This window comes from Mesorhizobium sp. YM1C-6-2 (genome assembly GCF_003666685.1).
Lineage (GTDB): Bacteria > Pseudomonadota > Alphaproteobacteria > Rhizobiales > Rhizobiaceae > Mesorhizobium_K.
Genome location: NZ_RCIZ01000001.1, coordinates 365723 through 390849, shown reverse-complemented (window position 1 = coordinate 390849; position 25127 = coordinate 365723). Strand labels below are relative to the sequence as shown.

The 25127-nt window shown below is 62.9% G+C and carries 31 protein-coding genes and 1 tRNA gene; 19 read left to right on the top strand and 13 right to left on the bottom strand.

The genetic code is table 11. The annotated features are described in order from the left end of the window. Positions 1-993, bottom strand: a complete 993-nt coding sequence (locus tag D8676_RS01940) for a 3',5'-cyclic-nucleotide phosphodiesterase (protein WP_121579135.1) — start codon at positions 991-993, stop codon at positions 1-3. 274 nt (positions 994-1267) lie between these two features. Here D8676_RS01940 and D8676_RS01935 point away from each other — a divergent pair, with 274 nt between their 5' ends. Next, the gene (locus tag D8676_RS01935; protein WP_183096931.1) at positions 1268-2116 is read left to right on the top strand and encodes a DUF3658 domain-containing protein; all 849 of its coding nucleotides are present in this window, start codon (positions 1268-1270) and stop codon (positions 2114-2116) included. On the opposite strand, the gene D8676_RS01930 is transcribed toward D8676_RS01935, so the two are convergent. Next, on the bottom strand, positions 2052-3053 hold the full coding sequence (locus D8676_RS01930; protein WP_121579133.1) for a D-glycerate dehydrogenase: 1002 nt from the start codon (positions 3051-3053) through the stop codon (positions 2052-2054). The genes D8676_RS01935 and D8676_RS01930 overlap by 65 nt on opposite strands. A 181-nt stretch (positions 3054-3234) precedes the next feature. Here D8676_RS01930 and D8676_RS01925 point away from each other — a divergent pair, with 181 nt between their 5' ends. Next, a complete protein-coding gene (locus tag D8676_RS01925; protein ID WP_121579132.1) occupies positions 3235-3807 on the top strand; it encodes an SH3 domain-containing protein in 573 nt (190 codons plus the stop codon). Positions 3808-3854: 47 nt separating this feature from the next. On the opposite strand, the gene D8676_RS01920 is transcribed toward D8676_RS01925, so the two are convergent. Both D8676_RS01920 and irrA read right to left on the bottom strand, forming a co-directional pair. Then, a complete protein-coding gene (locus D8676_RS01920) occupies positions 3855-4226 on the bottom strand; it encodes a DUF4260 domain-containing protein (protein ID WP_121579714.1) in 372 nt (123 codons plus the stop codon). 23 nt (positions 4227-4249) lie between these two features. Continuing rightward, positions 4250-4681: an iron response transcriptional regulator IrrA gene (gene irrA, locus D8676_RS01915; RefSeq protein ID WP_183096930.1), complete on the bottom strand. Its 432-nt coding sequence runs from the start codon at positions 4679-4681 to the stop codon at positions 4250-4252. 264 nt (positions 4682-4945) lie between these two features. Here irrA and fabA point away from each other — a divergent pair, with 264 nt between their 5' ends. The 3 genes from fabA (at position 4946) to fabI (ending at position 7649) form a co-directional block, all read left to right on the top strand. Beyond that, positions 4946-5461 carry a 3-hydroxyacyl-[acyl-carrier-protein] dehydratase FabA gene (gene fabA / locus D8676_RS01910; protein ID WP_121579131.1) on the top strand — a complete coding sequence of 172 codons (516 nt, stop codon included), beginning with the start codon at positions 4946-4948 and terminating at the stop codon, positions 5459-5461. A gap of 134 nt (positions 5462-5595) precedes the next feature. Further along, positions 5596-6819, top strand: coding sequence for a beta-ketoacyl-ACP synthase I (gene fabB, locus D8676_RS01905; RefSeq protein WP_121579130.1), 1224 nt, complete (start codon positions 5596-5598; stop codon positions 6817-6819). A gap of 11 nt (positions 6820-6830) precedes the next feature. Beyond that, a complete protein-coding gene (gene fabI / locus D8676_RS01900) occupies positions 6831-7649 on the top strand; it encodes an enoyl-ACP reductase FabI (RefSeq protein ID WP_121579129.1) in 819 nt (272 codons plus the stop codon). A 65-nt stretch (positions 7650-7714) separates the two neighbouring features. Here fabI and D8676_RS01895 read toward each other — a convergent pair whose 3' ends face one another. Continuing rightward, positions 7715-8329, bottom strand: coding sequence for a TetR/AcrR family transcriptional regulator (locus tag D8676_RS01895; RefSeq protein WP_121579128.1), 615 nt, complete (start codon positions 8327-8329; stop codon positions 7715-7717). 94 nt (positions 8330-8423) lie between these two features. Here D8676_RS01895 and D8676_RS01890 point away from each other — a divergent pair, with 94 nt between their 5' ends. The 6 genes from D8676_RS01890 (at position 8424) to D8676_RS01865 (ending at position 13171) form a co-directional block, all read left to right on the top strand. After that, positions 8424-9491: a spermidine/putrescine ABC transporter substrate-binding protein gene (locus tag D8676_RS01890; protein WP_121579127.1), complete on the top strand. Its 1068-nt coding sequence runs from the start codon at positions 8424-8426 to the stop codon at positions 9489-9491. A 9-nt stretch (positions 9492-9500) separates the two neighbouring features. Further along, positions 9501-10343, top strand: a complete 843-nt coding sequence (locus D8676_RS01885; protein WP_121579126.1) for an ABC transporter permease — start codon at positions 9501-9503, stop codon at positions 10341-10343. Next, positions 10343-11125: an ABC transporter permease gene (locus D8676_RS01880; RefSeq protein WP_121579125.1), complete on the top strand. Its 783-nt coding sequence runs from the start codon at positions 10343-10345 to the stop codon at positions 11123-11125. The genes D8676_RS01885 and D8676_RS01880 overlap by 1 nt, the downstream gene beginning before the upstream one ends. Then, positions 11122-12186, top strand: a complete 1065-nt coding sequence (locus tag D8676_RS01875; protein WP_121579124.1) for an ABC transporter ATP-binding protein — start codon at positions 11122-11124, stop codon at positions 12184-12186. The genes D8676_RS01880 and D8676_RS01875 overlap by 4 nt, the downstream gene beginning before the upstream one ends. Before the next feature lie 15 nt (positions 12187-12201). Then, on the top strand, positions 12202-12945 hold the full coding sequence (locus D8676_RS01870) for an MBL fold metallo-hydrolase (protein WP_121579123.1): 744 nt from the start codon (positions 12202-12204) through the stop codon (positions 12943-12945). Between the two features lie 149 nt (positions 12946-13094). Continuing rightward, a tRNA-Arg gene (locus tag D8676_RS01865) sits at positions 13095-13171 on the top strand. A gap of 109 nt (positions 13172-13280) precedes the next feature. Here D8676_RS01865 and D8676_RS01860 read toward each other — a convergent pair. The 4 genes from D8676_RS01860 to coxB are packed head-to-tail and all read right to left on the bottom strand — an operon-like array spanning position 13281 to position 18017. Beyond that, positions 13281-13907 carry a cytochrome c oxidase assembly protein gene (locus D8676_RS01860; protein ID WP_348628991.1) on the bottom strand — a complete coding sequence of 209 codons (627 nt, stop codon included), beginning with the start codon at positions 13905-13907 and terminating at the stop codon, positions 13281-13283. Then, complete coding sequence (locus tag D8676_RS01855; RefSeq protein ID WP_121579121.1) at positions 13904-14287, bottom strand: hypothetical protein; 384 nt, start codon at positions 14285-14287, stop codon at positions 13904-13906. Before D8676_RS01855 ends, D8676_RS01860 begins: the two co-directional genes overlap by 4 nt. After that, on the bottom strand, positions 14287-16794 hold the full coding sequence (gene ctaD / locus D8676_RS01850) for a cytochrome c oxidase subunit I (RefSeq protein WP_121579120.1): 2508 nt from the start codon (positions 16792-16794) through the stop codon (positions 14287-14289). Before ctaD ends, D8676_RS01855 begins: the two co-directional genes overlap by 1 nt. Continuing rightward, on the bottom strand, positions 16791-18017 hold the full coding sequence (gene coxB / locus D8676_RS01845) for a cytochrome c oxidase subunit II (protein ID WP_245426518.1): 1227 nt from the start codon (positions 18015-18017) through the stop codon (positions 16791-16793). The genes ctaD and coxB overlap by 4 nt, the downstream gene beginning before the upstream one ends. Between coxB and D8676_RS01840 the strand changes: the two genes are divergently transcribed. After that, positions 17982-18506: a cytochrome b/b6 domain-containing protein gene (locus tag D8676_RS01840; protein WP_183096929.1), complete on the top strand. Its 525-nt coding sequence runs from the start codon at positions 17982-17984 to the stop codon at positions 18504-18506. The two genes, coxB and D8676_RS01840, sit on opposite strands and share 36 nt — an antisense overlap. 26 nt (positions 18507-18532) lie before the next feature. On the opposite strand, the gene D8676_RS01835 is transcribed toward D8676_RS01840, so the two are convergent. Next, positions 18533-20020 (bottom strand): sorbosone dehydrogenase family protein, encoded by a 1488-nt coding sequence (locus D8676_RS01835; RefSeq protein WP_121579117.1) that lies wholly within the window; start codon positions 20018-20020, stop codon positions 18533-18535. Next, a complete protein-coding gene (locus tag D8676_RS01830) occupies positions 20013-20432 on the bottom strand; it encodes a DUF2231 domain-containing protein (RefSeq protein ID WP_121579116.1) in 420 nt (139 codons plus the stop codon). The genes D8676_RS01835 and D8676_RS01830 overlap by 8 nt, the downstream gene beginning before the upstream one ends. A 152-nt stretch (positions 20433-20584) precedes the next feature. Here D8676_RS01830 and D8676_RS26970 point away from each other — a divergent pair, with 152 nt between their 5' ends. Together D8676_RS26970 and D8676_RS27905 are read left to right on the top strand one after the other, a co-directional pair. Beyond that, the gene (locus D8676_RS26970) at positions 20585-20806 is read left to right on the top strand and encodes a hypothetical protein (protein ID WP_147448132.1); all 222 of its coding nucleotides are present in this window, start codon (positions 20585-20587) and stop codon (positions 20804-20806) included. A gap of 8 nt (positions 20807-20814) precedes the next feature. Then, positions 20815-21144 (top strand): DUF488 domain-containing protein, encoded by a 330-nt coding sequence (locus D8676_RS27905; RefSeq protein WP_348628990.1) that lies wholly within the window; start codon positions 20815-20817, stop codon positions 21142-21144. Positions 21145-21443: 299 nt separating this feature from the next. On the opposite strand, the gene D8676_RS27170 is transcribed toward D8676_RS27905, so the two are convergent. Both D8676_RS27170 and D8676_RS27900 read right to left on the bottom strand, forming a co-directional pair. Further along, on the bottom strand, positions 21444-21656 hold the full coding sequence (locus tag D8676_RS27170; protein WP_183096992.1) for a hypothetical protein: 213 nt from the start codon (positions 21654-21656) through the stop codon (positions 21444-21446). Between the two features lie 330 nt (positions 21657-21986). Further along, entirely contained in the window at positions 21987-22217 is a 231-nt protein-coding gene (locus D8676_RS27900) for a hypothetical protein (protein ID WP_348628997.1), read from the bottom strand. Between the two features lie 468 nt (positions 22218-22685). Between D8676_RS27900 and D8676_RS01815 the strand changes: the two genes are divergently transcribed. The 5 genes from D8676_RS01815 to D8676_RS27895 all read left to right on the top strand — a co-directional run bounded on the left by D8676_RS01815 (position 22686) and on the right by D8676_RS27895 (position 24871). Further along, the gene (locus D8676_RS01815) at positions 22686-22958 is read left to right on the top strand and encodes a hypothetical protein (RefSeq protein ID WP_121579115.1); all 273 of its coding nucleotides are present in this window, start codon (positions 22686-22688) and stop codon (positions 22956-22958) included. Between the two features lie 157 nt (positions 22959-23115). Next, entirely contained in the window at positions 23116-23421 is a 306-nt protein-coding gene (locus D8676_RS01810) for a DUF982 domain-containing protein (protein WP_121579712.1), read from the top strand. A gap of 10 nt (positions 23422-23431) precedes the next feature. Further along, a complete protein-coding gene (locus D8676_RS01805; RefSeq protein WP_121579711.1) occupies positions 23432-23638 on the top strand; it encodes a hypothetical protein in 207 nt (68 codons plus the stop codon). 193 nt (positions 23639-23831) lie between these two features. Further along, on the top strand, positions 23832-24446 hold the full coding sequence (locus tag D8676_RS01800; protein WP_121579114.1) for an NAD(P)H-dependent oxidoreductase: 615 nt from the start codon (positions 23832-23834) through the stop codon (positions 24444-24446). A 164-nt stretch (positions 24447-24610) separates the two neighbouring features. Further along, entirely contained in the window at positions 24611-24871 is a 261-nt protein-coding gene (locus D8676_RS27895) for a KGG domain-containing protein (protein WP_348628989.1), read from the top strand. The last annotated feature ends 256 nt before the right edge of the window (positions 24872-25127 follow it).

Genomic DNA, 25127 nt, shown 5'->3' with positions numbered 1-25127 from the left:
TCAAAAGCGCCAGGCCTCTCCCTGTTCCGGGATGATGTAGCGCACGCCGAGCGTGTTTCCGGATTCCAGCTCCGCCAGGATGCGCTCCTGCGGCGGCTCGCCCTTCTTCAGCGAATATTTGATGTGGCTGATCACCACCGGGAGGTCCTTGAGCGAGCCCGCGCCGGCAGCCGTTTCGAGGCCGGCCAACGACTTCTGCAGCCAGGCCGGCGTCAGATGGCCGAAGAGCTGCTTGTCGGGCTGCGTATTGTCGTAGGACACCTCGATAATGACGGCTTTCAGCCGCTTCTCCTTCACCAGACCGACGACCGCCGTCCAGACATCGGCGATGGCGGTCGACTTCTCCACCTCGTCCGGTCCGGTGTCGCCGAAACAGAGCAGCGCGTCGTCGCCGCTCTCGATCAGGAAAGCGGTCGATTCCACGCCGCCATGGGACAGCGGATAGGCCGTCACCTGCATCGCGGTTCCCTCGAGATCACGGCGCTCACCTGATACGAGCGAGGTCAGCTCGTATTTCTTCAACTGCGGCTCCTTGCCGCCAGTGCCGAAATTCGGCCAGGCGTCCCAGTTGAAATAGGTACCCTGAACCGTTTCCATGACCGAGGCGAGGCCGTAGATCGGTTTTTTCGCATCGTCCGGCGAGGCGATCACCAGCCCGGCGATGTGGTCCATATGAGCATGGGTGACCAGATAGCCCTTGATACGCTCGGTGAGCATGTAGCCGACCCGCGTATAGGGCGAATCCTGGGGCACCTCGACCGCGTCGAAGACGCCCTTGCCGTCGGCGACACGCAGGCCGTTGACCAGCGAGCCGGCGTCGCAGGTCACTGCGCGTCCGTCGCCGGCCGGCGAGATCATGAAGGCGCTGAGATTGCCGTCCTCGATGCCGCCGCGCGCGCCGAGCGCGACCACGTCGAAGCCGGGACCAGCCTGCGCGGAAGATGCAATCGAAAGACAGGTCAGGGCGACGAGGCGGCCAATCAGCGGTTTCATCAGCTTCCTTCCTGCGGCATCAGGGCTTCGCCAGCGCCTCGTGCGGAAAGCCAACTGAAAGTGCCTATATCCTGCGCCTATTGCAAGCCGATGTCAGGCCCTGTTGGGCAGCACACGGTCCCCGGGCGGTGGCCGTCCGGATGTTGATGATCACCTTCTCGCCCATGTCGATGCGGCAGAACGCCTGGTCGTCGTGCGGGCCGATTTCCGGAATGATGCGAAACGCTGTATGTCTAGGCATACGGCAACACTGAAATCACGAGGCGAACACGCCATGACCGATCTGCATCTGTTGTGGTCGTGGAGTGCGCAAGGCAGTTTGCGGGCTGCCTTGCGGCAAAAACGAAACGTCGTACGCGCCGACTATTCACCGGACCTCGGCCCGTTGGATGATGGGCGGCGGCGTGGAACCTTCTTTCGAGAGCTCTACGCGTCCGTCGGGTCGTCAGTTGAAGAGATGGGCGAGGATCGCCTCCCTGCCGACGCCTTTATCGAGTGGGATGCGGTCAAACGGGCGGTTGCGGAGATGGTCCCGGCTCGGATCGTCGTCTGGACATCCAGAAGTGCCGCCGACTCCGTCTTTCTGCGAATGGCGGCACACTTTCTCCACATGTTCGACAGACCGCTTTGGCGCGTTCAAGTCGAAACAGGAGATTATTTCTGCTCCGTCGGAGCGCTGCCCGGCGACAAGCTGATCTCGTTCCTGCCCCAGGCAGAGGAAATCGATGCCGAAACGACGGGCAGATACAATGCCGAGTTCGAGGCAATGGCGGCCGATCCGCACATGCTAAGGAGAGCAAACGAGGATGGTACGCTGACCTATCACGACCTGACGTTCTACGACGACACGATTATCGGATATTGCTCCTTCGAGTGGCAGAGGGTCGTCATGATCGTCGGGTATACGATGGGGCACGCAGACCCACTGAACCCACCGGGCGACGTGGTGATCTTCTCGCGTCTCCTCCATCTCGTGGAAGCCGGAAAGCTTGAACTGGACGGAGAATTCACCTCGATCTACGAGGATGGCTTCCGCAGGCGACAGGTTCGTATCGGCCCTAATTCCTGTTGGGCAGAACGCGGTCCGGCGGGCGGTGGCCGTCCTGGTGAGCGCGGATGTTGATGATCACCTTCTCGCCCATGTCGATGCGGCCCTCGATGGTGGCCGAGCCCATATGCGGCAGCAGCACCACCTTGCCCCTGGCGGCGAGCTTCAGGAGCTTCGGGTTGATCGCCGGCTCGTGCTCGAAGACGTCGAGCCCGGCGCCAGCGATCTTGCCGTCCTGGATGAGCTTGATCAGCCCGTCCTCGTCGATGATGTCGCCGCGCGCCGTGTTGACGATGTAGGCGGTCGGCTGCATCAGCGCGAGCCGGCGTCCCGACAGCAGGTGGAAGGTCGCCGGCGTCGACGGGCAGTTGACCGAGATGATGTCCATGCGGGCGAGCATCTGGTCGAGGCTCTCCCAGTAGGTCGCCTCCAGCTCGTCCTCGACGGTCGGCAGCACGCGCTTGCGGTTGTGATAATGGATCGACAGGCCGAAGGCCTTGGCGCGGCGCGCCACGGCCGTGCCGATGCGGCCCATGCCGACGATGCCGAGCCGTTTGCCCCAGATGCGGCGGCCGAGCATCCAGGTCGGCGACCAGCCGGCCCACTTACCGTTGTCGACCAGCAGGCTGGCGCCCTCGATCAGCCGGCGCGGCACGGTGAGAATCAGGCCCATCGTCATGTCGGCCGTGTCTTCGGTCAGCACGTTGGGCGTGTTGGTGACGGCGATGCCCTTCTTGCCGGCTGCGGCGATGTCGATGTGGTCGACGCCGTTGCCGAAATTGGCGATCAGCTTGAGGTTCTCGCCGGCGGCGGCGATCAGCTTGTCATCGATCCTGTCGGTGATGGTCGGAACCAGCACGTCGGCCTCCTGCATCGCCGCCTTGAGCTCGTCCCGGCTCATCGGCTTGTCGTCGATGTTCAGGCGCGCGTCGAAAAGTTCGCGCATGCGCGTCTCGACGGGGTCCGGAAGCTTGCGCGTGATGACGACGAGAGGCTTCTTCTTGCCGGCCATTCTTCCCTCAGTTTCGGGGCCCCTGATCCGCTCCCGCTTCAGACCTCTTTAACCAAGACAGGCGAAACTGGAAACAGGCCCCGGCACGGCTGCCTGTGTAACAAGCGCCGCCACCGATGACAAAGAAAAAGGGCGTCCCGCACGGTGCCTCCGCGGGGCGCCTAACTGCAAAGGAACGAAGGTGTTTCGGTTTTCGTCTCTTCGCCCGGCCGTGGGCGCCGTGTTGGCCGGTCTTGCGCTTCTCTCCCTGACTTTCCCCGCATTCGACGCATCGGCCGCTCCCGCCGAGCAGAGCGCCGAGGGCACACGCATTGGCCCGAGCGGCCTGCCGCTGCCGCGCTTCGTCAGCCTCAAGTCCGGCCGCGTCAATTCGCGCATCGGTCCCGGCGTCAACTACGCGGTGGACTGGCTCTACCTGAAATCCGGCCTGCCGATGGAGATCATCCAGGAATACGACAACTGGCGGCGCGTGCGCGACCCCGACGGCGCGGAAGGCTGGGTCAACCAGTCGCTGCTTTCCGGACGGCGCACCGCTATCGCCGCGCCCTGGCAGAAGGGGAAGGAAGCTCGCCTGGACCTGCGCTCCGACCCCAACTCCAAGGCGCGGACGCTGGCCGTCATCGAGCCCGGCGCCATCGGCTCCATCCGCAGCTGCAACGGCGAATGGTGCCAGATGACCTTCGGCAGCTATACCGGCTGGATCAGCCAGTCCCTGGTGTGGGGCGCCTATCCGGGCGAGCTGGTCAAGGACTGATCCAGGTCGGCGTCGCAGGCCCGCCCGGGGGTACTCCAGCCGGATTACTACCGGCCCCGGCCGATCCTGCCGAGATGGGTGTCGGTGAAGCCGGTCGACAGCTTGAGGCCGTAGCCGAGCGCCCGGTCCATGGCGATATGGGCGGTCCAGATCGCCGCGACCTGCATGGCGAAGGCACTTTCCGTATAAAGGCCGGCAAGAAACAGGATCGCCGGCCAGACGAGGATATGGAAGGCGTTGTAGACGATCGCGCCCGCCGCCGGGCCGGCGAGATAACCCAGCATCGCAAGATCCGGCGCGAGAATCAGCAGGACGAAAAGCTGCCAGGAGCCGTCGAGGAAGAGGTAGCCGGCTATGGCGGCCGCCAGCACGGCGGCCCATTCGAGCCGCAGCAGAAAATCCACAGTCCGGGAGTTCACGCCCACGTCCGGATCCTGCGGGATCAGGCGCCGCGTTTCGGCCGCAGCCTCACCACGATGTCGACATTGGCGATTTCCATGCCGTCGGGCGGCTCCGGCAGGTTGACCACGCGCACCGGCCCGGGGGCGATGTCGAACACCTTGTTCTCGCCCTCGATGAAGAAGTGGTGGTGGTCGGACGTGTTGGTGTCGAAATAGGTCTTGGCGCCTTCCACCGCGAGGATGCGCAGCAGCCCGGCATCGGTGAACTGGTGCAGCGCGTTGTAGACGGTCGCCAGCGACACCGGCACGCCGACGGCCAGCGCCTCCTCGTGCAGTTCCTCGGCGGAAAGATGCCGGTCGCCCTTGGCGAACAAGAGATGCGCAAGCGCGACGCGTTGCCGCGTCGGCCTCAGGCCGGCGTCGCGAACGCGCTTGTCTATCGCCAGCGTATCTTTGCGGACCTTCTGATCCATTCCACCGTGATCCAACCAGCCCCAGGGCATCATTACCGGAATGGCGGCCGTTTCGCAGCCGCCATTCCGACAAATCCATGACATTGAGATATATTCCGTCGGGCAAATCCGATCAATAGCGGGGCGCGGACCCTTATGCGGCGCGGATTGACCCCGGCGAGAGGCCACGATAATCGCTGACTTCGCTTTCCGCCTGTGTATGGCTGTGTTAGCTACGCAACGAAAAGGGCGCTTTGCGCCGGATGCAACGGGAAGGCGGTTTTGATGGCGGGTTCGAAGTCCAGCTACAGTTACGAGGATCTGCTGGCGTGCGCCAAGGGAGAACTGTTCGGTCCCGGCAATGCGCAACTGCCCTACCCGCCGATGCTGATGTTCGACCGCATCACCGAGATCAGCGAGACCGGCGGCGCCTTCGACAAGGGTTTCATCCGCGCCGACTTCGCCATCACCCGCGACAAATGGTTCTTCCCCTGCCATTTCATCGACAACCCGATCATGCCGGGCTGCCTCGGCCTCGACGCCATGTGGCAGTTGACCGGCTTCTTCCTCGGCTGGCTGGGCGAACCCGGCAAGGGCATGGCCCTTTCGACCGGCGAGGTGAAGTTCAAGGGCATGGTGACGCCGTCGGTCAAGCTGGTGGAATACGGCATCGACTTCAAGCGCGTGATGCGCGGCCGCCTCGTTCTCGGCATCGCCGACGGCTGGCTCAAGGCGGACGGCGAACCCATATACTCCGCCACCGACCTCAAGGTCGGCCTGTCGAAACAGCCGGCAGCCTGAGGGCCGCGCCGGAGTGGTCCCGAGGCAATTCCAGGGGCAGGAAGCGTCTTCCGTCCGGAATTGCGACAACAAGAGGTTGGATCAGTTCATCGACGTGAAGCGATGAGCCGGTCCCGACGACGAGGAGTTTTTTGATGAGACGAGTGGTCGTCACCGGCCTTGGCATCGTGTCGTCCATCGGCAGCGATGCGGATGAAGTCACGGCGTCGCTGCGCGATGCGAAATCCGGCATCAGCTTCTCGGAGAGCTTCGCCGAGCACGGCTTCCGCTGCCAGGTGTGGGGCGCGCCGAAGCTCGACCCGACCGAACTGGTGGACCGCCGCGCCGCCCGGTTCCTGTCGCAGGGCGGCATGTGGAACCACGTCGCCATGAAGCAGGCGATCGCCGACAGCGGCCTCGAGGAAGGCGACGTGTCCGGCAACGAGCGCACCGGCATCATCATGGGTTCGGGCGGTCCCTCCACCCGCACCATTGTGGAAGCCGCCGAAACCACGCTGAAGAACAACAGCCCGAAGCGCATCGGACCGTTCGCGGTGCCGAAGGCGATGTCGTCGACGGCTTCGGCCACGCTCGCCACCTGGTTCAAGATCCACGGCGTCAACTATTCGATCTCGTCGGCCTGCTCGACCTCGGCGCACTGCATCGGCAACGCCGCCGAGATGATCCAGTGGGGCAAGCAGGACGTCATGTTCGCCGGCGGCCACGAGGACCTGGACTGGACTATGTCGAACCTGTTCGACGCGATGGGCGCGATGTCTTCCAAGCACAACGACACGCCGTCGAGCGCGTCTCGCGCCTATGACGTGACCCGCGACGGCTTCGTCATCGCCGGCGGCGCCGGCGTGCTGGTACTCGAGGAACTCGAGCACGCCAAGGCGCGCGGTGCCAAGATCTATTGCGAACTGGTCGGCTACGGCGCCACTTCAGACGGCTACGACATGGTCGCGCCGTCTGGCGAGGGAGCGATCCGCTGCATGCGCCAGGCGATCGCAACGGTGAAGCAGCCGATCGACTACATCAACACCCACGGCACCTCGACGCCGGTTGGCGACTCCAAGGAGATGGGGGCGATCGGCGAGGTGTTCGGCGACAGGATCCCCCACATCACCTCGACCAAGTCCCTCACCGGCCATTCTCTGGGCGCGGCCGGCGTGCAGGAATCCATCTATTCGATCCTGATGATGCAGGGCCGGTTCATCGGCGAAAGCGCGCATATCACTGAACTCGATCCCGAATTCGAGGGTATGCCGATCGTCAGGAAGCGCATCGACGACGCCAAGATCGACACGGTGCTGTCCAACTCCTTCGGCTTCGGCGGCACCAACGCGACGCTGGTCTTCCAGCGCTACAGCGCATAGGAGCCAACCGGATGGGTCAGCTGATGAACGGCAAGCGCGGGCTCATCATGGGCGTCGCGAACGACCATTCGATCGCCTGGGGCATCGCAAAAAAACTTTCCGAAGCGGGCGCCGAGCTCGCCTTCACCTACCAGGGCGAGGCGTTCGGCCGCCGCGTGAAACCGCTGGCCGAGAAGCTCGGCTCGTCGCTGCTGCTGCCGTGCGACGTCGAGGACAGCGCCTCGATCGCATCGGTGTTCGAGACGCTGCGCGCCGAATGGGGCCGGCTCGACTTCCTCGTCCACGCCATCGGCTTCTCCGACAAGAACGAGCTCAAGGGCCTCTACGCAGACACCAGCCGCGAGAACTTCGTGCGCACCATGGTGATCTCCTGCTATTCCTTCACCGAATGCGCCCGGCACGCGGCGCCCCTGATGGCGGACGGCGGCGCGATGATCACACTGACCTATGCAGGCTCGGTGCGCATCATGCCAAACTACAACGTCATGGGCGTGGCCAAGGCCGGCCTGGAGGCCAGTGTCCGCTACCTCGCCAGCGACTACGGGCCGAAGAACATCCGCGTGAACGCGATCTCGGCCGGCCCGATCCGCACGCTGGCCGGCGCCGGCATCGCCGATTCGCGCCAGATGCTGTCCTACCAGCAGCGCAACTCGCCGCTCCGCCGCACCGTCACCATCGACGAGGTCGGCGGCTCGGCGCTCTATCTGCTTTCCGAGCTGTCGTCAGGCGTCACCGGCGAGATCCACTACGTCGATTCCGGCTACCACATCGTCTCGATGCCGGTGCTGGAGGAGCTGAAGCGCTTCGAGGAAGGCCGCGACGCCGAATAGCGGCGAGCGTTCCACGGCGCTGCGGCAGGATCTTCGCCGAGCCAGCGGCCAGACCGCCGCGTCCTTCATCCCGCGATGGCGCCGACAAGCACGTCGTTCTGGCGCCGGATCGCGGCGCGCAACTGCTCGAGCGGCATCGCCTCCTGCTTCACGAACTCAATGAACATCATGTTCATGTTGTTGAAGATGATCTCGCCCGCCGAGCGGACATCCGTCTCCGGCCTGACCAGGCCGAGGCCCTTCAGCCGCTCGACCAGTTCGCAGGTCTGGTCGGCGAGCCCGTGGTCGAGCGCCGCATAGGTCTTGCCGAACGGACTGTCGGGCTGCTGCGTCGACGTTGCCATCGCCTGCCGCCACATCGCCTTCGAGAGATAGATCAGGGAATGGTCGATATAGCCGCCGATCAGCACGTCGATGGCATCAGCGACGTTTCGGGGCGGCGATGCGACGACGCCGCGACCGGCGTTCAGCACCTCGTTCACCTCCATCGAGACGATGGCGACGAGGATGTCGCCCTTATTGCGGTAGTAGTTGTAGATGGTGCCGACCGAGACCTCGGCCTCAGTCGCTATCGCCTCGATCTTCGCGCCCTCATAGCCGGATTCGCGGAACAGCGCCGCCGCCGCCTCGAGGATGCGCCGATGCCTGTCCGCCCTTTGTCTTTCGCGCAAGCCGCTCATGCGGCGCCAGACTGCCCTGAATCTGGAATTGACTCAAGTTTGGAATTGGTTCAGTTTTTCCTCAAACAAGCCGAACGGCAATGGGAGAACTCCGATGAAATCCGTCCTCGCGAAGCATATCCGCGCCTCCGCGCTCGCCGCAGCAGCGCTTGCCATCCTCGCCGCCTCGCCGGCGTCCAGCCAGGAACTCAACGCGCTGATCTGGTGCGACCATGCCGATCCGGCGCTGCTGCAGCCATTCGAGGAAGCCAACGGCGTCAAGGTCAACGTCAAGGAATTCGAGGGCACCGGCGCCGGCCTGGCGCTGGTCGAGCAATCGCAGCCTGGCGACTGGGACGTGATGGTGATCGATTCGATCGACGTCCGGCGCGGCGTCGAAAAGGGCCTGTTCGAGCCGCTGCCGGAGGACCAGCTTCCCTTCGCCGATCTGTTCCCCGAGGTGAAGCTCGACAACTACACCGTGATCGACGGCAAACGCTACGGCATCACGGAAAAGTTCGGCTACAACACGATCGCCTACAACAAGGAGAAGGTCGACCCGGCCGACATGCAGTCGCTGGCGTCGCTCATCGACCCGAAATACAAGGGCCGCATCGCCATCTACGATTACTACCTGCCGGTCATCGGCATGGCGGCGCTGTCCATCGGCAAGAAGACGGCCGAGCTGACTGAGGCCGACCTGCCGGCCATCCGCGACGTGCTGATGAAGATGAAAGGCAACGCCAAGCTGGTCGGCGAGATCGTCGCCAGCCAGACTGCGCTCGGCACCGGCGAGGTCGATATCCTCGTCGGCGGCGGCGAGTTCGTGACGGCAGGGCTGGCCAAGGAGAACCCGGCGCTCGACTTCTCCATTCCGAAAGAGGGCGCGGTGCTGTGGTCGCAGGCGCTCGCCATGTTCAAGGATTCCAAGAACAAGGACCTGGCGCTGAAATTCATCCAGTACATCCTCTCGCCGGAGGGCCAGGCGCGGCTCGCCACCTCCTCCTGCTACTGGGGCATGCCGGCGAATTCCAAGGCAGCGCTGACCGAGGAGGAGAAGAAGACGCTGCGTTTCGACGAGCAGCCGGAATTCCTGGCACGCGCGCAGGCCTATCCGGCGCCCGACGCGGCACTCGACAAGAAGATGCAGGATGTCTGGACAGAGATGCTCCAGGCGCAATAAACAGAACGTGTGAACGCAACGACGCCCGGCCGGCTCTTGCCCTGGGCGCTGGTCACCCCAGCGCTGTTGTGGACGCTTGTGTTCTTCGTCCTGCCTTTCATCGCCATGGTCGTGCTCAGCCTGCTCGAACATGACGGCGGCGCGGCGACGCTGGCGAACTACCGGCAGTTCTTCGGCAATCCGAGCTACTGGCGCGCGCTGGTCAACTCGCTCGAGGTGACGCTGACGGTGACCGTCATCTCGGTGCTCCTCGCCTATCCCTTCGCCTGGATCCTGGCCGAGGTGGTGCCGCTGCGCCTGCAGCGGCTGGCGCTGGTGCTGGCCGTGCTGCCTTTCTGGACCTCCTATGTGGTGCGCTCCTACAGCTGGCTCCTGGTGCTGTCGGAAAACGGCGTCGTCAACCGCGCGCTGACCGGCTCCGGGCTGCTCTCGGAGCCGATGCAGCTCGCCAACACGCGCGCCGCCACCGTCATCGGCTTCGTGCATTTCTTCGTCATGCTCCTGACGCTGACCATCTTCGCCAACCTCAAGCAGCTCAGCCCCTCCTATCGCCGCGCGGCCGCCGATCTCGGCGCCGGGCCGGTGCGCACCTTCCTGCATGTCATCCTGCCGCTGACGCTGCCCGGCATCGTGGTGGGGGCGTTCCTCACCTTCGTGCTCGCCATCGGCGACTACATCACGCCGCAGATCCTCGGCGGCAACAACGAACTGCTGATGCCGCAGCTCATCATGATGCAGATCGGCCGGCGCGGCGACTTCCCGCTGGCTTCCGCGCTCGCCATCGTCCTGATGGCGGTGGTGACGCTCGCCTACCTGTTCTGCGCCCGCTGGCTGAAGATCGAGCGGGCCTGATGCGCGTCCTGGCAAAGCTCCTCGTCTCGGCCTACGCGCTGGCCGTCTACGGCTTCATCTTCCTGCCCGTCATCGTGCTCGTCCTCTTCTCGCTGCAGGCGACCTCCTTCCCCATCCCGCCCTTCACCGGCCCGTCGCTGCGCTGGTACGAGGCGGTGCTCGCCGACCAGCGGCTGACCTCGGCACTGATCAACTCCGTGCTCGTCGCGCTACTTTCGTCGCTCGCCGCCGTCACGCTCGGCTTTCTCGCCGCCTGGGGCTTTGCCCGCTACCATCTGCCCCGCTCCGGGCTGCTGCGCGGGCTGATCACGCTGCCGCTGACGGTGAGCTACCTCATCATCGGGATGGGGTTGCTGATCCTGTTCAACTGGGCGGGCGTGCCGAAATCGCTGATTGCTGCCGGCATCGGCCATGTGGTGATCAACCTGCCGCTCTGCTTCGCCATCATCTACAGCCAGATGGGCGACCACCAGGTGAACATCGAGCGCGCCGCGCGCGACCTCGGCGCGCCTGAATGGAAAGTGCTGTTCCTGGTCAGCGTGCCTGTTATGTGGCCGGCGATCTTCGCCGCCTTCTTCCTGTCGATGACCTTCTCCTGGGACGAGTTCGTCATCGCCTTCCTGCTGACGCGCTTCGACACCACGCTGCCGGTCGAGATCTGGAACATGCTGCGGTCCGGCCTGAACCCGAGAACCAACGCAGTCGGCTCGATGGTGTTCGCCGTCTCGATCGTCCTTGCCCTGCTGCTCGAACTCGCCTTCCTCCGGAGACGCCGCCAATGACCGGCCCACTGGTTGAAATCCGAAAGGTCTCGCACAGCTTCGGCAGCCACAAGGCGCTCGACGACGTGTCGCTCAACGTGGAATCCGGCAGCTATACGGTGCTGCTCGGGCCGTCGGGCTCCGGCAAGACGACGCTGCTGTCGATCATCGGCGGCTTCGTCCATCCGAGCGAAGGCGGCGTCGTCATCCGCGGCAACGATTTCACGCGCATGCCGCCGGCGCGCCGCCCGACCGCCACCGTCTTCCAGGATTATGCGCTGTTCCCGCACCTCAGCGTCGGCAACAATGTCGGCTTCGGCCTCAGGATGCGCGGGGCGCCGCGCGCCAAGCGCATCGGACGGGCGCGCGACATCCTGGCGATGGTCGGCCTCGCCGATGCCTTCGGCAAGATGCCGCACCAGCTTTCCGGCGGGCAGCGGCAGCGCGTGGCGCTGGCCCGTGCGCTGGTCGTCGAACCAGCCGTCCTCCTCCTCGACGAGCCGCTCGGCGCGCTCGACCTGAAGCTGCGCCGCCAGATGCAGGACGAGCTGAAGGCGCTGCAGAAACGCGTCGGCACCGCCTTCATCCACGTCACCCACGACCAGGAGGAGGCGATGGCGCTGGCCGACCACTGCGTCGTCATGAACAACGGCCGCATCGAGGACCAGGGACCGCCCGAGCGCGTCTATTCCCGGCCGGCCTCGCGCTTCAGCGCCACCTTCATGGGCGAATCGACCCTGCTGTCGGGCAAGGTTCTGGATCTCGGCATGGACGAGATCAGGATTGACACGCAGGTCGGCCCGGTTTCGGTGCAGGCGGCCGGCGAACCGGGCTTCGACGTGTCGCTGGCGATCCGTCCCGAGCATATCACGCTGGCGCCGCAGGCTGGCTCCATCTCCCTCGGCGAGGCGAAGGTGGTCGACGTCGTCTTCCAGGGCAGCTTCAAGCGCGTCTCGGCCGTCTCCATCAAGAGCCCGGATGTGAGCTTCATCGCCAAGGTCCGCTCCAATCAGCCCGTCGCCGTCGGCGACACGGTCGAACTGCATGCGGTGCCGGGCGACATGATCATCCTGTCGCGCTGACGCCGGGCCAGCGCGATGACCGAGGCGATCGAGGCGGCGCGGTGGTACGAGACCATACGCCTGGGCGACGGCGTGACGCTGATCCACGAGCCGTGGATAAAGCCCTTCTTCCGCTGCAACATCTGGCATGTGCGCGGGCGCGACCGCGACCTGCTCTTCGACAGCGGGCTCGGCCATTTCAGCCTGCGGCGACACGTACCGCTGGTCGGCGAGCGAGAGCTCGCCTGCGTCGCCAGCCACACGCATTTCGACCACATAGGCTGCCACCACGAATTTCCGGACCGCTGCGTGCACAGGGCGGAGGCGGCGATCCTCGCCGATCCGCGCAACGACTGGACGCTCGCCGACCGCTACGCCACCGACGAGATGTTCATCGTCCCGCCGGAGGGCTGGGACGCGGCGCGCTACCGCGTCGAGGCAGCGCCCGCCGGACGCATCCTGGAAGCCGGCGACGTGGTCGATCTCGGCGACCGCGCCTTCGAGGTGATCCACACGCCGGGCCATTCGCCGGGCGGCATCGCGCTTTTCGAACGCGCCACCGGCGTGCTGCTTTCGGGCGACATCGTCTATGACGGACCGCTGATCGACTACGCCTACCATTCCGACGCGGATGACTATCTGCAGACACTGGAGAGGATGCGCGGGCTTGCGGTCTCGGTCGTGCACGGCGGCCATTTCCCGAGTTTCGGACCAACCCGCTACCGCCAGCTCATCGACGAATATCTGGCGCTGAAGCGCAAGCCCGGCTGCCATCTGTAGGGCGAACCCGATCGCCCAGCGAGCGGCGCCCAGGCGGCGCCACCGACGGATCTGGCCTCCCGCACCAAAACGACCGACGCCCGTTGAAGCGGCGAGCGAGTTCCGCTATGAGACGCACACCACCAGCATCGCCGGAATCAAACCGGCCTGCACCCGTAGCTCAGCTGGATAGAGTGCTGCCCTCCGAAGGCAGAGGTCACAGGTTCGAATCCTGTCGGGTGCGCCAACCAACTAACTGAATTTTATCCCATATTCGTTCTGTAGCCATCTTCATCCCACATAAACGTACCACATAAACTGACACCGAAAGCTGTCTGACTGCTTTCTGTCCCAAATCAGACGACGTTTACACCGCCTCGCGTCGAGGTCAGCAATCGACCAACAAGGCTAAGGCCGCCAGCGAGGTACACGACCGCTCCAACTGCCAGCATGATCACTCCTCCAAGTTGCTGGTCCTGGCCGGCATTGAGCACGAGACCAAAGCAAGTCACCTCGCCCACACCGTAGAGAGGGCGCGGGCTGAGAGCGAGCAGCGCGCCGAGCAATGTCATGTGGATCGACGTGAGGAGCAGAGCCCCAGCGCCGATCGCCGCGTGAAGGCGATCGCCGGGCACGGCGAAGCTGGTAGTCCATAGGAATATTCCGGCGAGCAGGAAGGTTGCCTGCTCCGCTATTGTGCCCGCCACAGACGTCTCCGCGACTCCACGCAGCGACGGCGCGTGCCAGCCCCAGACCGCAAGCAGTTCGAACAGCGAAGCAAGTACCGGGAGCGCGGCCGGCATGCCGGGTCCGGGACGCCAGCGGTCAGGAAGGCCGATCGCGATCAATGGCGAGGCAACGGCCACGACCGCCATGTGCGCAACCATGCCGGACGCGAAGGATTCGCGCCACGCTGACAGCAACGGTCCGAGCCAGACCATCGCCAGCACGGCGATCCCGGTCGGTAGCGCCAGCCACCTCACCGGAGGCACTCGGTCACGAACAGGGCCGGCAGAGCGGTGAAGATGACAGCCACAAAACTGAGACCCGAAAGCAGCAGCGTCGCATAACCCTGGAAAAGCGCGCGGTCGCGGTGCGTCGGTTCGTCATGCGGCGGGTCGCCGGTACCAAAGCCCCATTGTCGGTACGCAAGCAGGGCAGACACGACAATCATCGCGAGAGCCACCACGGTGATGGAGGCGACGGCAATCCGCAGGTTATCGAAGTCGCTGCCAAGAAAGCTGGGCTTTTCGCAGAAGATCGCAGCGCCGACATAGCAGGCGAGGAAATGCAGCGCCCAGACCACCGGTGCGGTGAACAGAGTCCAGAGGGATTCGATCTCTTTCGGCAGGACTCGCCACATCAGATGGCCTCCGGAAACAGGCCGACGACCGAAAAGGTGATCAGTGCCGTCACCAGCATGAAGTGCCAGTAGAGAACGACATTGTGCAGTTCCATGTCGTAGCGCGGCGTAAGGCGGCCAGCGTAACTGCGGGCAAGGCAATAGAGTTGCATGATGATGCCCAGGGCGCCATGGACCGCGGCCCAGATGACGAGAATCCAGACGATCGCCGGGTAGACGTGGGCGGTTGGATACATTCCGGTTGTCCATGGCCCCGCAAGCGCGGCGGCACAGCCAGCGGCGGAGAGCACCCCCCCGAGGCCGAGCAGCATCCTGGCGGCGGTCTTGCCGCCGCGGCGGTTCACCTCGCGCGCGACGACAGTCGCCGCCCAGGCGAGCACGAATAGCGCCAACGCCATCATCGGCCAGAGGACGCCTGGCCCGGTCAGTCCACCGGTGAAATCCTCATGGATCGTCCAGAAAAAGAAGTAGCCAAAGACGAGGCTGGCGCAGGCTGTGCCGTCTCCGGTCATGGTGATGAACATTGCCCACCAGCCAGCCGATTTCACACCTGACGAGTAGAGCGGCAGACGAATGCCGCGACCAATGTCCTTCTCATCCTTCTCCGGGATTTCTCCGGTGCCGGTCCACAGCCAGTAGAGGACCGCTGCAATGAAGGCGAGGCCGGATAGAAGCGAAACGATCCACCATTTGAAGGTAAGCGCCACGAATACGGTACCCAGCGTCACGGCGCTGACAATAGTCATATAGGACGTGCCGCTGACACGCAGCACCTGTTCCGGCTCAGCGTCGAGGACGGACGTCACCAGCGTCTCACGCCGCCCTTCGCTGGCGTCGGCAAGATACCACTCGCCAGCCTTCACCTCGCGCGCGAGGCTCGCGTGATCCCACAGCGGGTAACGGCTCTCGATGTGCGGGATCGAACGAACGCCCCAGTTTTCCTCGGGCTCGCTGATCCATTCGAGCGTGCCGGCCTTCCAGGGGTTGACCTCGCCCTTAGGCTGTCGACGCCGGTGTAACGTTACGTCGACAACGACCGCGAACATGCCGATGCCGAGAACCACGGCGCCCATGGTCGAGATCAGATTGAACCAGTCCCATCCGATGTCGGCGGGGTACGTGTAGACCCGGCGCGGCATTCCACGCAGGCCCGCCAGGTGCATCGGAAAGAAGGTAATGTTGAAGCCGCAGAACATCATCCAGAAGGCAAATCGGCCGACCTTGTCGGACATGTGCCTTCCGTCGATCAGCGGGTAGTAGTAGTAGAGCCCGGCGAAGACCGGGAACAGCATGCCACCGATCAGCACGTAGTGCAGGTGCGCCACAATGAAATAGGTGTCGTGTGCTTGCCAGTCGAACGGGGCCAGCGCCACCATCACGCCGGTTAGCCCTCCCATCACGAAAATGGCGATGCCGCCCATAGCGAATAGCATCGGCGTCGAGAAGATCACCCGTCCGGCGAGCATCGTCGCGATGAATACGAAGATCTGCACCGCTGTCGGGATCGCCACCGCCTCGGAGGCAGCGGAGAAGAATGCCAGCGATATCTGCGGGAGACCGGTCGCGAACATGTGGTGAACCCACAGGCCGAAAGACAGGAAGCCGGTGCCGACGGCGGCGAGGACGATCCAGGAATAGCCGATGATCGGCCGGCCGGAGAAAGTCGGGATGATCATGGCCAGCAGCGCGATGGCGGGCAGGAAGATGATGTAGACCTCCGGATGGCCGAAGATCCAGAACAGGTGCTGCCATAGAAGCGGGTCGCCACCGCGCTCCGGATCGAAGAATGGCCAGTCGAACATGCGCTGCATTTCGAACAGAAGGTCGCCCGCGATCAGCGGCGGGAAGGCGAAGACGATCATGCCGGCGACGATCAGCAGATACCAGGCGAACAGCGGCATGAGGTTGACCCGCATGCCGGGCGCGCGGCACTTCATGATACCGACGATCAGTTCGACGGCGGCGGCGAGCGAGGCGACCTCGATGAAGGACAGGCCGAGCAGCCAAATGTCCGCCCCGATGCCCGCCTGTTCCGAGGTCGCCAGCGGCGGATACATGAACCAGCCGCTATTGGGCGCGGCTCCAAAAAAGATCGAGCCGCAGACGAAGACGCCGCCGATGAGGAAACTCCAGAACCCGAAAGCTCCCAGCCGCGGGAACGGCATATCGCGTGCGCCCAGCATTGGCGGTAGCAAGAAGATTGCGACTGCCTCAAAGATCGGCACGGCGAAGAGGAACATCATCACCGTGCCGTGCAGCGTATAGGCCTGGTTGTAGAGCTCGGCGGAGATCAGGTCGTTCTCTGGTACCGCGAGCTGGGCGCGGACCAGCAGTGCGAGCAGTCCCGCAAACAGCATAAACGCGAAGGCTGTCGAGCCGTACCAGAGGCCGACCTGGCTGTTGTTGACAGAGGTCCAGTAGCGCCAGCCGGATGGGTTGGCCCAGACAGCGCGGAGTTGCTCCTCTTCGGCTCTCTTCTCAGGGGTCAGAGTGGGCGCGTCGCTCATTGGAGCCCCTTCAGCCAGGTCGCGATCTGGTCGATTTCATCGGCAGACAGATCCGTCGACGCTGGCATCAGTGCGCCCGGTTTCACCGAACCCGGATGGGCTATGAACCGCGCCAACGCGTCGATCTCGTTTGGTAGAAACCCGGCCCCTATCGTGAGCCGCGAGCCGACATGAGACAGATCCGGGCCCTTGCCGGAGGTTGTCTCTCTGGCGTCGACGCCATGGCAGTCGCCGCAGCCTGCTCGCTTGAACAGGGCTCTGCCGTCAGGGTTCATCGCCAGCCCGACCGAAACGCGACTGCGAGAGTCGAGCCAAGCGTCGAAGTCGGCTTGTTTCATCACGACGGCAGGGAAAGCCATCCTTGCATGCGACGTTCCGCAGAACTCCGCGCACTGGCCCCTGTAGGTGCCGACCTTCGTCGCGCTCAGCGACACGCGGTTGGTGCGGCCAGGGATGAGGTCCATCTTGCCACCGAGGACTGGGATCCAGAACGAGTGGATCATGTCGGCGCTGGTCAACTCGAATTCGACGCGCTGGCCGACGGGCAGTCGGATTTCGTTGGCGGAGACGACCGCAGTTCTGTCCGGCAGATGATAGACGACCCGCCACCAGAACTGATGGCCTACGACTTCGACCCGCAGGCTTGCTTGCTCGCCGCCGGCGAATGGGCGAAGCGAAGGCATCAGCCATAGCGCATAGGAGAGGAGAGCCGTCAGCACCGCCACCGGAAAGACAACGCCACCCCAGAAAATCAACTTGCCCGCGGATGTTTCGGAGGTCGGACGGCCTTTCCAGCGTGACGCATAGAGAGACAGGACGACAACAAGTGACCAGATGAGCAAGCCGCCTATGGTCATGACCCAAAACAGCGCAGCGACTTGGACCGCTTCCTCGCCCGCGGGATCCAGCGCAGACTGTACTCCGCTGCACGATGCAAGCGACAGACTTGACACCGCCAAAACCGTGGCGCGACGCGCGGAGCTTTCCCGCATTGCTGTTCCTTGTCGCCTCGCGTCCGGCCTGATCATCCCCTCCCTCACTGTGCCCCAGCCAACCGAACCTTGCTCACCATGCACGTTGAAGGGCCGTTGCGACCGCGCCTTGATGGCCGCGTATCTTGCGATGCGGAACGCGACGGCAGCGTTCGCGTTGCGTGGAAACCAGGGAGTGTTGCCATGCCGAAGACAATGACCGGTTATTCGTCGATCCAGATCGGCCTTCATTGGGCGGTCGTGGTGCTCGTTGCCTTTCAGTATGTCGCGCATAACGGCATCGAGGCGGCCTGGCGCGCCCTGGAGCGCGACGAACTTCCGCCAGCCGAAGGGGCTGCGCTGACCAATCTTCACATTGCCTCAGGTATGCTAGTCCTTCTGCTGGCGCTGACGCGCATCGGTCTGCGCATGACGCGCGGCGCACCGCCGCCGCCGTCGGACGAACCGCGGCTGTTGCAGCTCTTCGCAGAGGTGGTTCACGTAGCGATTTACGCATTGCTGCTCCTTCTTCCTCTGAGCGGCCTAATCGCCTGGTTCCTCGCCGTCCCGAGCGCCGGCTCGATCCATGTCCTCATGACTAATGCGCTGCTCGTGGCGATAGTGCTGCATGTGGCCGGCGCGCTATTTCAGCATTTCGTGCGACGGTCCGACGTCCTGATGCGGATGCTGCGGCCGAAGCCGGATGATCCTGCGGCGGTGTCGCAGACTGAGTACCAGTAGCCCCGGGCTCAGTCTTGTTTGCCGCCTCATTCCACCTGAGGAGTGGGAGTCCCGTCTTCCGGCGACACCGCCGGTGCGACATCAGTCTGCGACGGCGCCGCGTCGCCCGATTCCGGCTGCGTGGTGCCCACGGCTTGACCCGGCACAGCGGTGACCCGGTCGGACGAGATCGGCTCTGAGATGACAGTGCCGTCGGCCGACGAAACCCGCCACACAGTGTTGCCCGCGTCATCGGCGATCAGGAGAGCGCCGGTTCCGTCTATACCGAGCCCGACGGGACGACCGCGCGCCTTGTCGCCATCCAGGAATCCGGTGACGATGTCTTGGGCCTGACCTGACGGCTTGCCATCTGTGAACGGCACGTAGATCACCTTGTAGCCGTTGAAGGCGTTGCGGTTCCAACTGCCGCGATTGCCGACAAAAGCACCGTTGCGATAAGCCTCCGGCAGCGCCGAGTTATTGGTGAAGGCGAGCCCCAACGCCGCGACATGGCTCGACAGCGCATAGTCAGGGGAAAGTGCCTTCTCTACCAAATCGGGCCGCGGTGGATGGACGCGCTCATCGACATGTGCGCCGTAATAGCTCCAAGGCCAGCCGTAGAAGCCGCCATCGCTGACCGAAGTCATATAGTCAGGAACAAGGTTGGGCCCGAGTTCGTCTCTTTCGTTGACGACAGTCCATAGTTCACCTGTTTCGGGATGAATGTTCAGGCCGTTAGGATTGCGCAGGCCTGAAGCGAAGATCCGGGAGGCGCCCGTGTCACGGTCCACTTGCCAGATGGCAGCGCGTCCCTTTTCGGCCTCCATGCCGCGCTCGCCGACATTGGAGTTCGATCCGACTGAGGCGTATAGGAATCGACCATCCTGGCTCAGCGCCAGGTCTTTCGTCCAGTGGTGGTTGATTGGACCGCCAGGCAACGGCGTCAATATTCTCGGCTGTTCCGTAATCTCCCGCTGACCAAGCTGATATGGATAGGCGAGAATCGCGTCCGCCGCGGCTACGTAAAGGGTATCCGCATGCCACGCGACCCCGAAGGGCGATGTCAGCCCCGTTAGCAAATCGCTGCGTTCATCGACCGTTCCGTCGCGGTTGATGTCCTGCAACAGAGTGATGACGTTTGTCTCCTTGCCACCGCCGGAGTCGCCCGCAGCCATGGACATGATAAAGCCTCGGATGATGTCCTTCGGCCGGTTGAGCGGCTTGTCAGGCGGTGCCTTGGACTGGACGACGAGAACATCGCCGTTGGGCAAGGTATGCACCGTGCGGGGATTGGCGAGATCGGTGGCGTAGGCTGTGATCTCCAGTCCGTCAGGCACGGTCGGCTTCTGGCCTTCCGACCAGCCGACGACTTCCGCGACCTTGAGATCTGGGATGAGACTCAAGGACGGCTCGGGGAGGAACGGCTCGGGGCCGATCTGCTGCGAGACATCGAAATCGCCCTGATCGCTGCAGCCTGCGGCAAGGGCGCCGACGAGTGCTAGCGCGGAGACGCGGTAGGCGAGAGCTTTAGTCATAAGCGTTCCCCCGTCCACCGAACCAACCGGCCAGCAGCATCGCGACAACGGTCGCGATCGATGTCGCCAGTCCGTACGGCATCACCGCCGTCCAGCCGTCGGCCGTGTGGATGAAGCTGTTGAGCGCTGCAAGGACCAGCGCGACTACGCCGAACAGCGCGTGAAGCGGCGGCGGCCTCTTGCGTCGGGCGAGACAGATGATGCCTAGATAAACTGCAGCGAAAATGCCGCCGACCAAGCCGGCAAACAGCAGCCATTCCGAGAAGTGCAGCCAGAGCAGGTTGGATGTCTGAAGATAGGTGAGGTCCGTGATGACGGTGAGTGAAAAGGTGGCTATCGGGAACGCTATAAGGGATCGGTAAACTTGGCTCGTGGACCAGCGGGGTGAATATAGGACATCCCGATTTTGCATGAAGTCGACCCATTCCTGTAAGGGAGTACCTCATACGATTTGAAAGGCTTTTTGTTCCAAACGCGCTCGGACTCGAGCCCTACTTTGGCTGCCCGAGCCTCGCGGAACTAATAGAGCTGCCTTCGGTTTGATAACGAATTGGAGGATCAGCCATGATCGAAAAGACCGCTTACGAACACGGCGCGCGCGGACTTAAACCACGCAAGGGCCCAGATCCCAGCGACGACTTTTCCCAAAAGGCTCCGAAAAACAAGAAGCCGCCGCTGGGCATAGGCTTGACCGAAACCACTAATGAACGCAGCGAAAACGATAAATCCGACTTGCGAGATGGGGGATCGGGGCAATCCGGAGACCGACGCGCAAGGTCAATCTGAGAAGAAGCATGCCGGCGACAGCAATAACGGCAAACGGACGCCACCTTCCCTCACACGGCAGACCGAGGCGAAGACAGCAACAGCTGAAGCCTCGTGTTTCATTGATCAAGGCAATGGCGGCATTTCTGACCATTGGGCATTCTAATCGATCGCTCGAAGAATTCATCGGCATGCTGCGCGAGGCGCGGGTAAGACTGCTGATCGACGTCCGCTCTTTCCCGCGATCTCGTACAAATCCGGCTTTCAACATAGACCGACTTCCGGCAGAGCTTGCGAAGGTGCAGATCGGCTACCGGCACTGCCCCGCGTTGGGAGGTCGACGAAAAAAGCAGCCCTAAGTGGACAAAAGCGTCAATGCCCAATGGCGAGTTCAGAGCTTTCACACTTACGCCGATTATGCCTGAGCGACGCTTTCGGCGACGACCTGGCGAAGGTCGTCGAACTCGACCGCCATGGTCGGGTGACGTTGATGTGCCCGGAGGCAGTTTGGTGGCGGTGCCACCGCAGAATCGTCGCCGACTATTTGTTGTTGAGCGGACATCCGGTTGAGCATCTTATGTCACCACGGCAACACGAGCACGCCCGGCCCACTTCAGGGCGATTAAGGCGCCCGGCGGCAACGTTAATTACCCGACATCTAGTGGTGTGTCGGCTTGAGGCAGGGCCCTATCGCATCATCCAAGCCTTGCCGCAGACAGGCTAAGTCCAACGCACCCAACTGGACCAGTGCACTTACCAGTTCCGCCACGTATGCCTGTTCATCGGTGTCGGTGATGCCGCAGTCGTGGCAATATTCTTCCACCGCCTGCGTCAAGATCTGCAATTGTTCCGGAGATGATTTGAAGCGCATGACGCTTTCCTCCCTAATCGGGCGAAAGCATGTGTGGTCACTTCCAGCCGTCGGCGCCCATCCTATGGCCGACGATAGATGTTGAACGTCCCGTCGCGATTACGGTTGCATCACACACTCTGCCCTAGGCAATGGTTCAGCGCTGAAAATTCCCGCGACTGGTCACGCGGTATTTATTCTCGGTCTCCGCCAATGGCTTGCGCAGCTCACCCGCGGCGCTCCATGCGGCGTGAAGTGGTTTAGGCTGAGCATGGCCGTATCTATGGCGACGGAGGGTTCCGCCGCCTCGGCGCCAAGCAATCAGCGGGGATCATCATTCGGCTCGCAAAGTTATACGGCAATCGAGTCGAGCAACGACACAAGCGCCGGCTCGTCGACAAGGACAGCGGCTTGCTGAGGCTTGAGCCATGCTCGCTTCCGCTCGCCGCGCTTCTTCCATTTTTTGAGCTGTCGTTCGACGTGCAGAGGGTAGACGCTGACGTTCACCTGGACAAAAGTGTCCTTCAGCCGCTTCCAGTAATTGAAATTTCCCATCGGTGTCCTTCCTAGGACACCCGTCACTCCAGCCTCTTCCACCGCCTCACGCACGGCAGCCCTTGGGGACAATGAACCGTCCCGTTCCGCGTGAGGTCAGTATCAGCACCTCAAGTTCGCCGGTGGCCGAAATACGGTATGGCAGCGCAGCGACCTGGTTGATCGGCTTTCCTTGACGGGCTCGACGCATGAGCTTCTTTTTCCGGTTCATCCGAATCTCGGAGCGGGGATTGTCGCTAGCCGGTCATGGCGCAGTCGCTAGGGGGCTCAGGACCAATTCCTTGATGGGCGTAACCGGCAAAGGGCCTGCTTGTTCCCTTCACCCGGCCCTTCCGGTTCCATAACCCCGAAGTGCCTAGTCGCCAGGCACGGAACTTTTTCGCACGATCGCAGTTGCTCGTCGTCGGCATCACGCCGGCAGTGGGCTCCTGCCCAAATAAGCCCGCTGTCTGTCCCTCGCAGGCAGCGGGCTTCGGCTATCTGAGGTAGGCTAAAATGTCATTTGATAACGATGCACGGGCTGCAGGCTTTAACGGGACCGATCTCGACGCGCTCTTGGCCGTGTTTACCAAAGCAAGCGTGAACGTTAACCCGACGCTTCACGATGAAGTTGGACGACGTCTCATCAGAATGTTTCGTGCCGGCCTGCGGGACCCCGACATGCTGGCTGCTTTCGCTGGAGACGCCCTGAGACCCCTGCGACGCAAACGGAACACCGATCGCACGCTTCATGGGGAAGCAGGCATCATCAACGTCTGCGACATGTAATCCTCTGTATGCGGCTAGTCCTACTCCTCGCCGCTCTCCGGTAGGCACAAGCCGGGGACTGGCTGGCGTCGCTCTTGACGTCCAAAATCCGAATTCACATCTCATCTTGGCGCCGGATCTCCGGCCGACCGCAACAGTCGTTCAGATGGAGGTAACAGTGAACGATCGTGTTTTCGACGCGCCTGTTTTCGTAAAAGGCAGCGAGCATTTCATCCAGGAGATAACCAGCCTCGACGAGGCACTCGATTTTCTCGAAGAGTGGCCCCGCAATCGACGTGGGCCGATTTATGAAACTGCATTGCGTGCTTGTCACAGGGCCTACAGCCACGACGTGCCGCTGGATGTCGCCAGGAGCGCCTTCGTCGGGTTCGCAAGATCAGCGGGAATCCATGAGAAGGTCGACACACTTCTTCCCTTCCCAATGATTGCGGCAAAAACCGGCCGTGGTGGCGTGCCGGCGTAGGGTCTCTGCGATGCTGACCAAAGAGCCTGTGGTCGCCGGACCAACAACTCCGGCTGGGCGCGCGCCGTACGACAATGAATGTCGGGAAGCGCTGCGCCCCCACCTTTATGCAATCATCGATCAAGCAGTGCAGGCTGGATGGGACCGTACCACGGCAGCCTACACTTTGATGTATCTCGCGGCGAAGGCGCCGAAGGAACACATCAGTCAGTCGTGAGCAGCAGCTCACCGAGGCCCGTCCCCCTGAAGGGACGGGCACGTTTCGCAGTATGCTCGGTTTAGCCTGTTGGAAGAAACCGTGAGGCGGTATCTCCTGATCGCGTTTCGGTTCGGCGCCGGGCGGTGGAGGCTGGAACAAGTAAGTGAAAGGCCCGTTCGGTTGGCATCGCGCCCTTCCACGGAGCCTTGCCATGCCCGCACTCTCAGCTTTTGTCCTCAATTGTTCTCTCAAAACCTCCGACAAGGAGCCGTCCTCTACCGATAGGATGCTCTCCGACTTGTTGGCAGCCTTGGAAAAGCATGACGTCACCGGCGAGGTGGTCAGGGCCGTCGATCACGACATCAAGCCTGGTGTGCTCTCCGACGAGGGTGACGGTGATGAATGGCCTGCGTTGCGTCAAAAGATTGTCGCGGCCGATATATTCATCCTCGGTACGCCGATCTGGATGGGCCAGCCGTCAAGCGTCGCGAAACGCGTGCTCGAGCGGCTCGACGCCTTCCTCGACGAAACCGACAGCAAGGGCAGGATGCCGGCCACCGGCAAGGTGGCTCTGGTGGCGATCGTCGGCAACGAAGATGGCGCACATCACTGCCATGCCTCCTGCTTCCAGCCGCTAAACGATGTCGGGTTTACCATTCCCGCCAATGGCGGCGTTTACTGGGTGGGGGAAGCCATGGGCGATGTGAACTATGTTGACCTTCCTGGCACACCACCGGTGGTGGTCGAGATGATCGAAATGGCCGCATCCAACGCTGCCCATCTCGCCGCGCAGCTCAAGGAAAAGACCTATCCCGGCACAAGCTAAGCTGACGAGCGCGAGGTTCTGGCACGGCCTCGCCCTAAAGCGCAGGCCCACCGGTGAAACTGCAGCGTCCCACACTAACATTTGATAAGCTAAACGTAATCTTTTCAGGGGTTTGGAACCAACCCACCGAAGCGCCGTTGCGATCGAAGCGGGAGGCGCAACCCTTGGAGAAAAACAAAATGGCTAATCAAGGTGGAAGCCGCGAGCAGCACGAACGCGCTGGACAACAGAGCCACAAGAATGACGACATGAACCGTGGCCAGCAGGGCGGCGGCGAACGCAGCGGTCAGCAGCGCGCCGAAGACTTCGAAACCGAGCAGCAAGGAGGCCAGCGCGACGAAGAAGCTCGGCGCGGCGGCACCGGCAATTTTGCCGAGGACCCTGAAAGGGCTTCGGAAGCCGGCCGGAAAGGCGGGCAGTCCTAATTGCCATGAGCCCCGGTTCGCCGGGGCTCGTCTTCCCTATGCAATGAACCTGGTAAGCTGCGCGAGGAATCTGGCTGATGAGAACAGGCGGAATGACGATTGCCGAGGCCCGCCTATGGCAAAAGGCGACAGCTCCACATGCTACGGCGATGCAGACGATACGCGACGCTATCGAAGAGCTTTTCGGGCCTATTGCCGAATTGCCTCCGTCCATAGAGACGAGCTCCGGTCTCGACCCCATGCTTGAGGCGGAGGA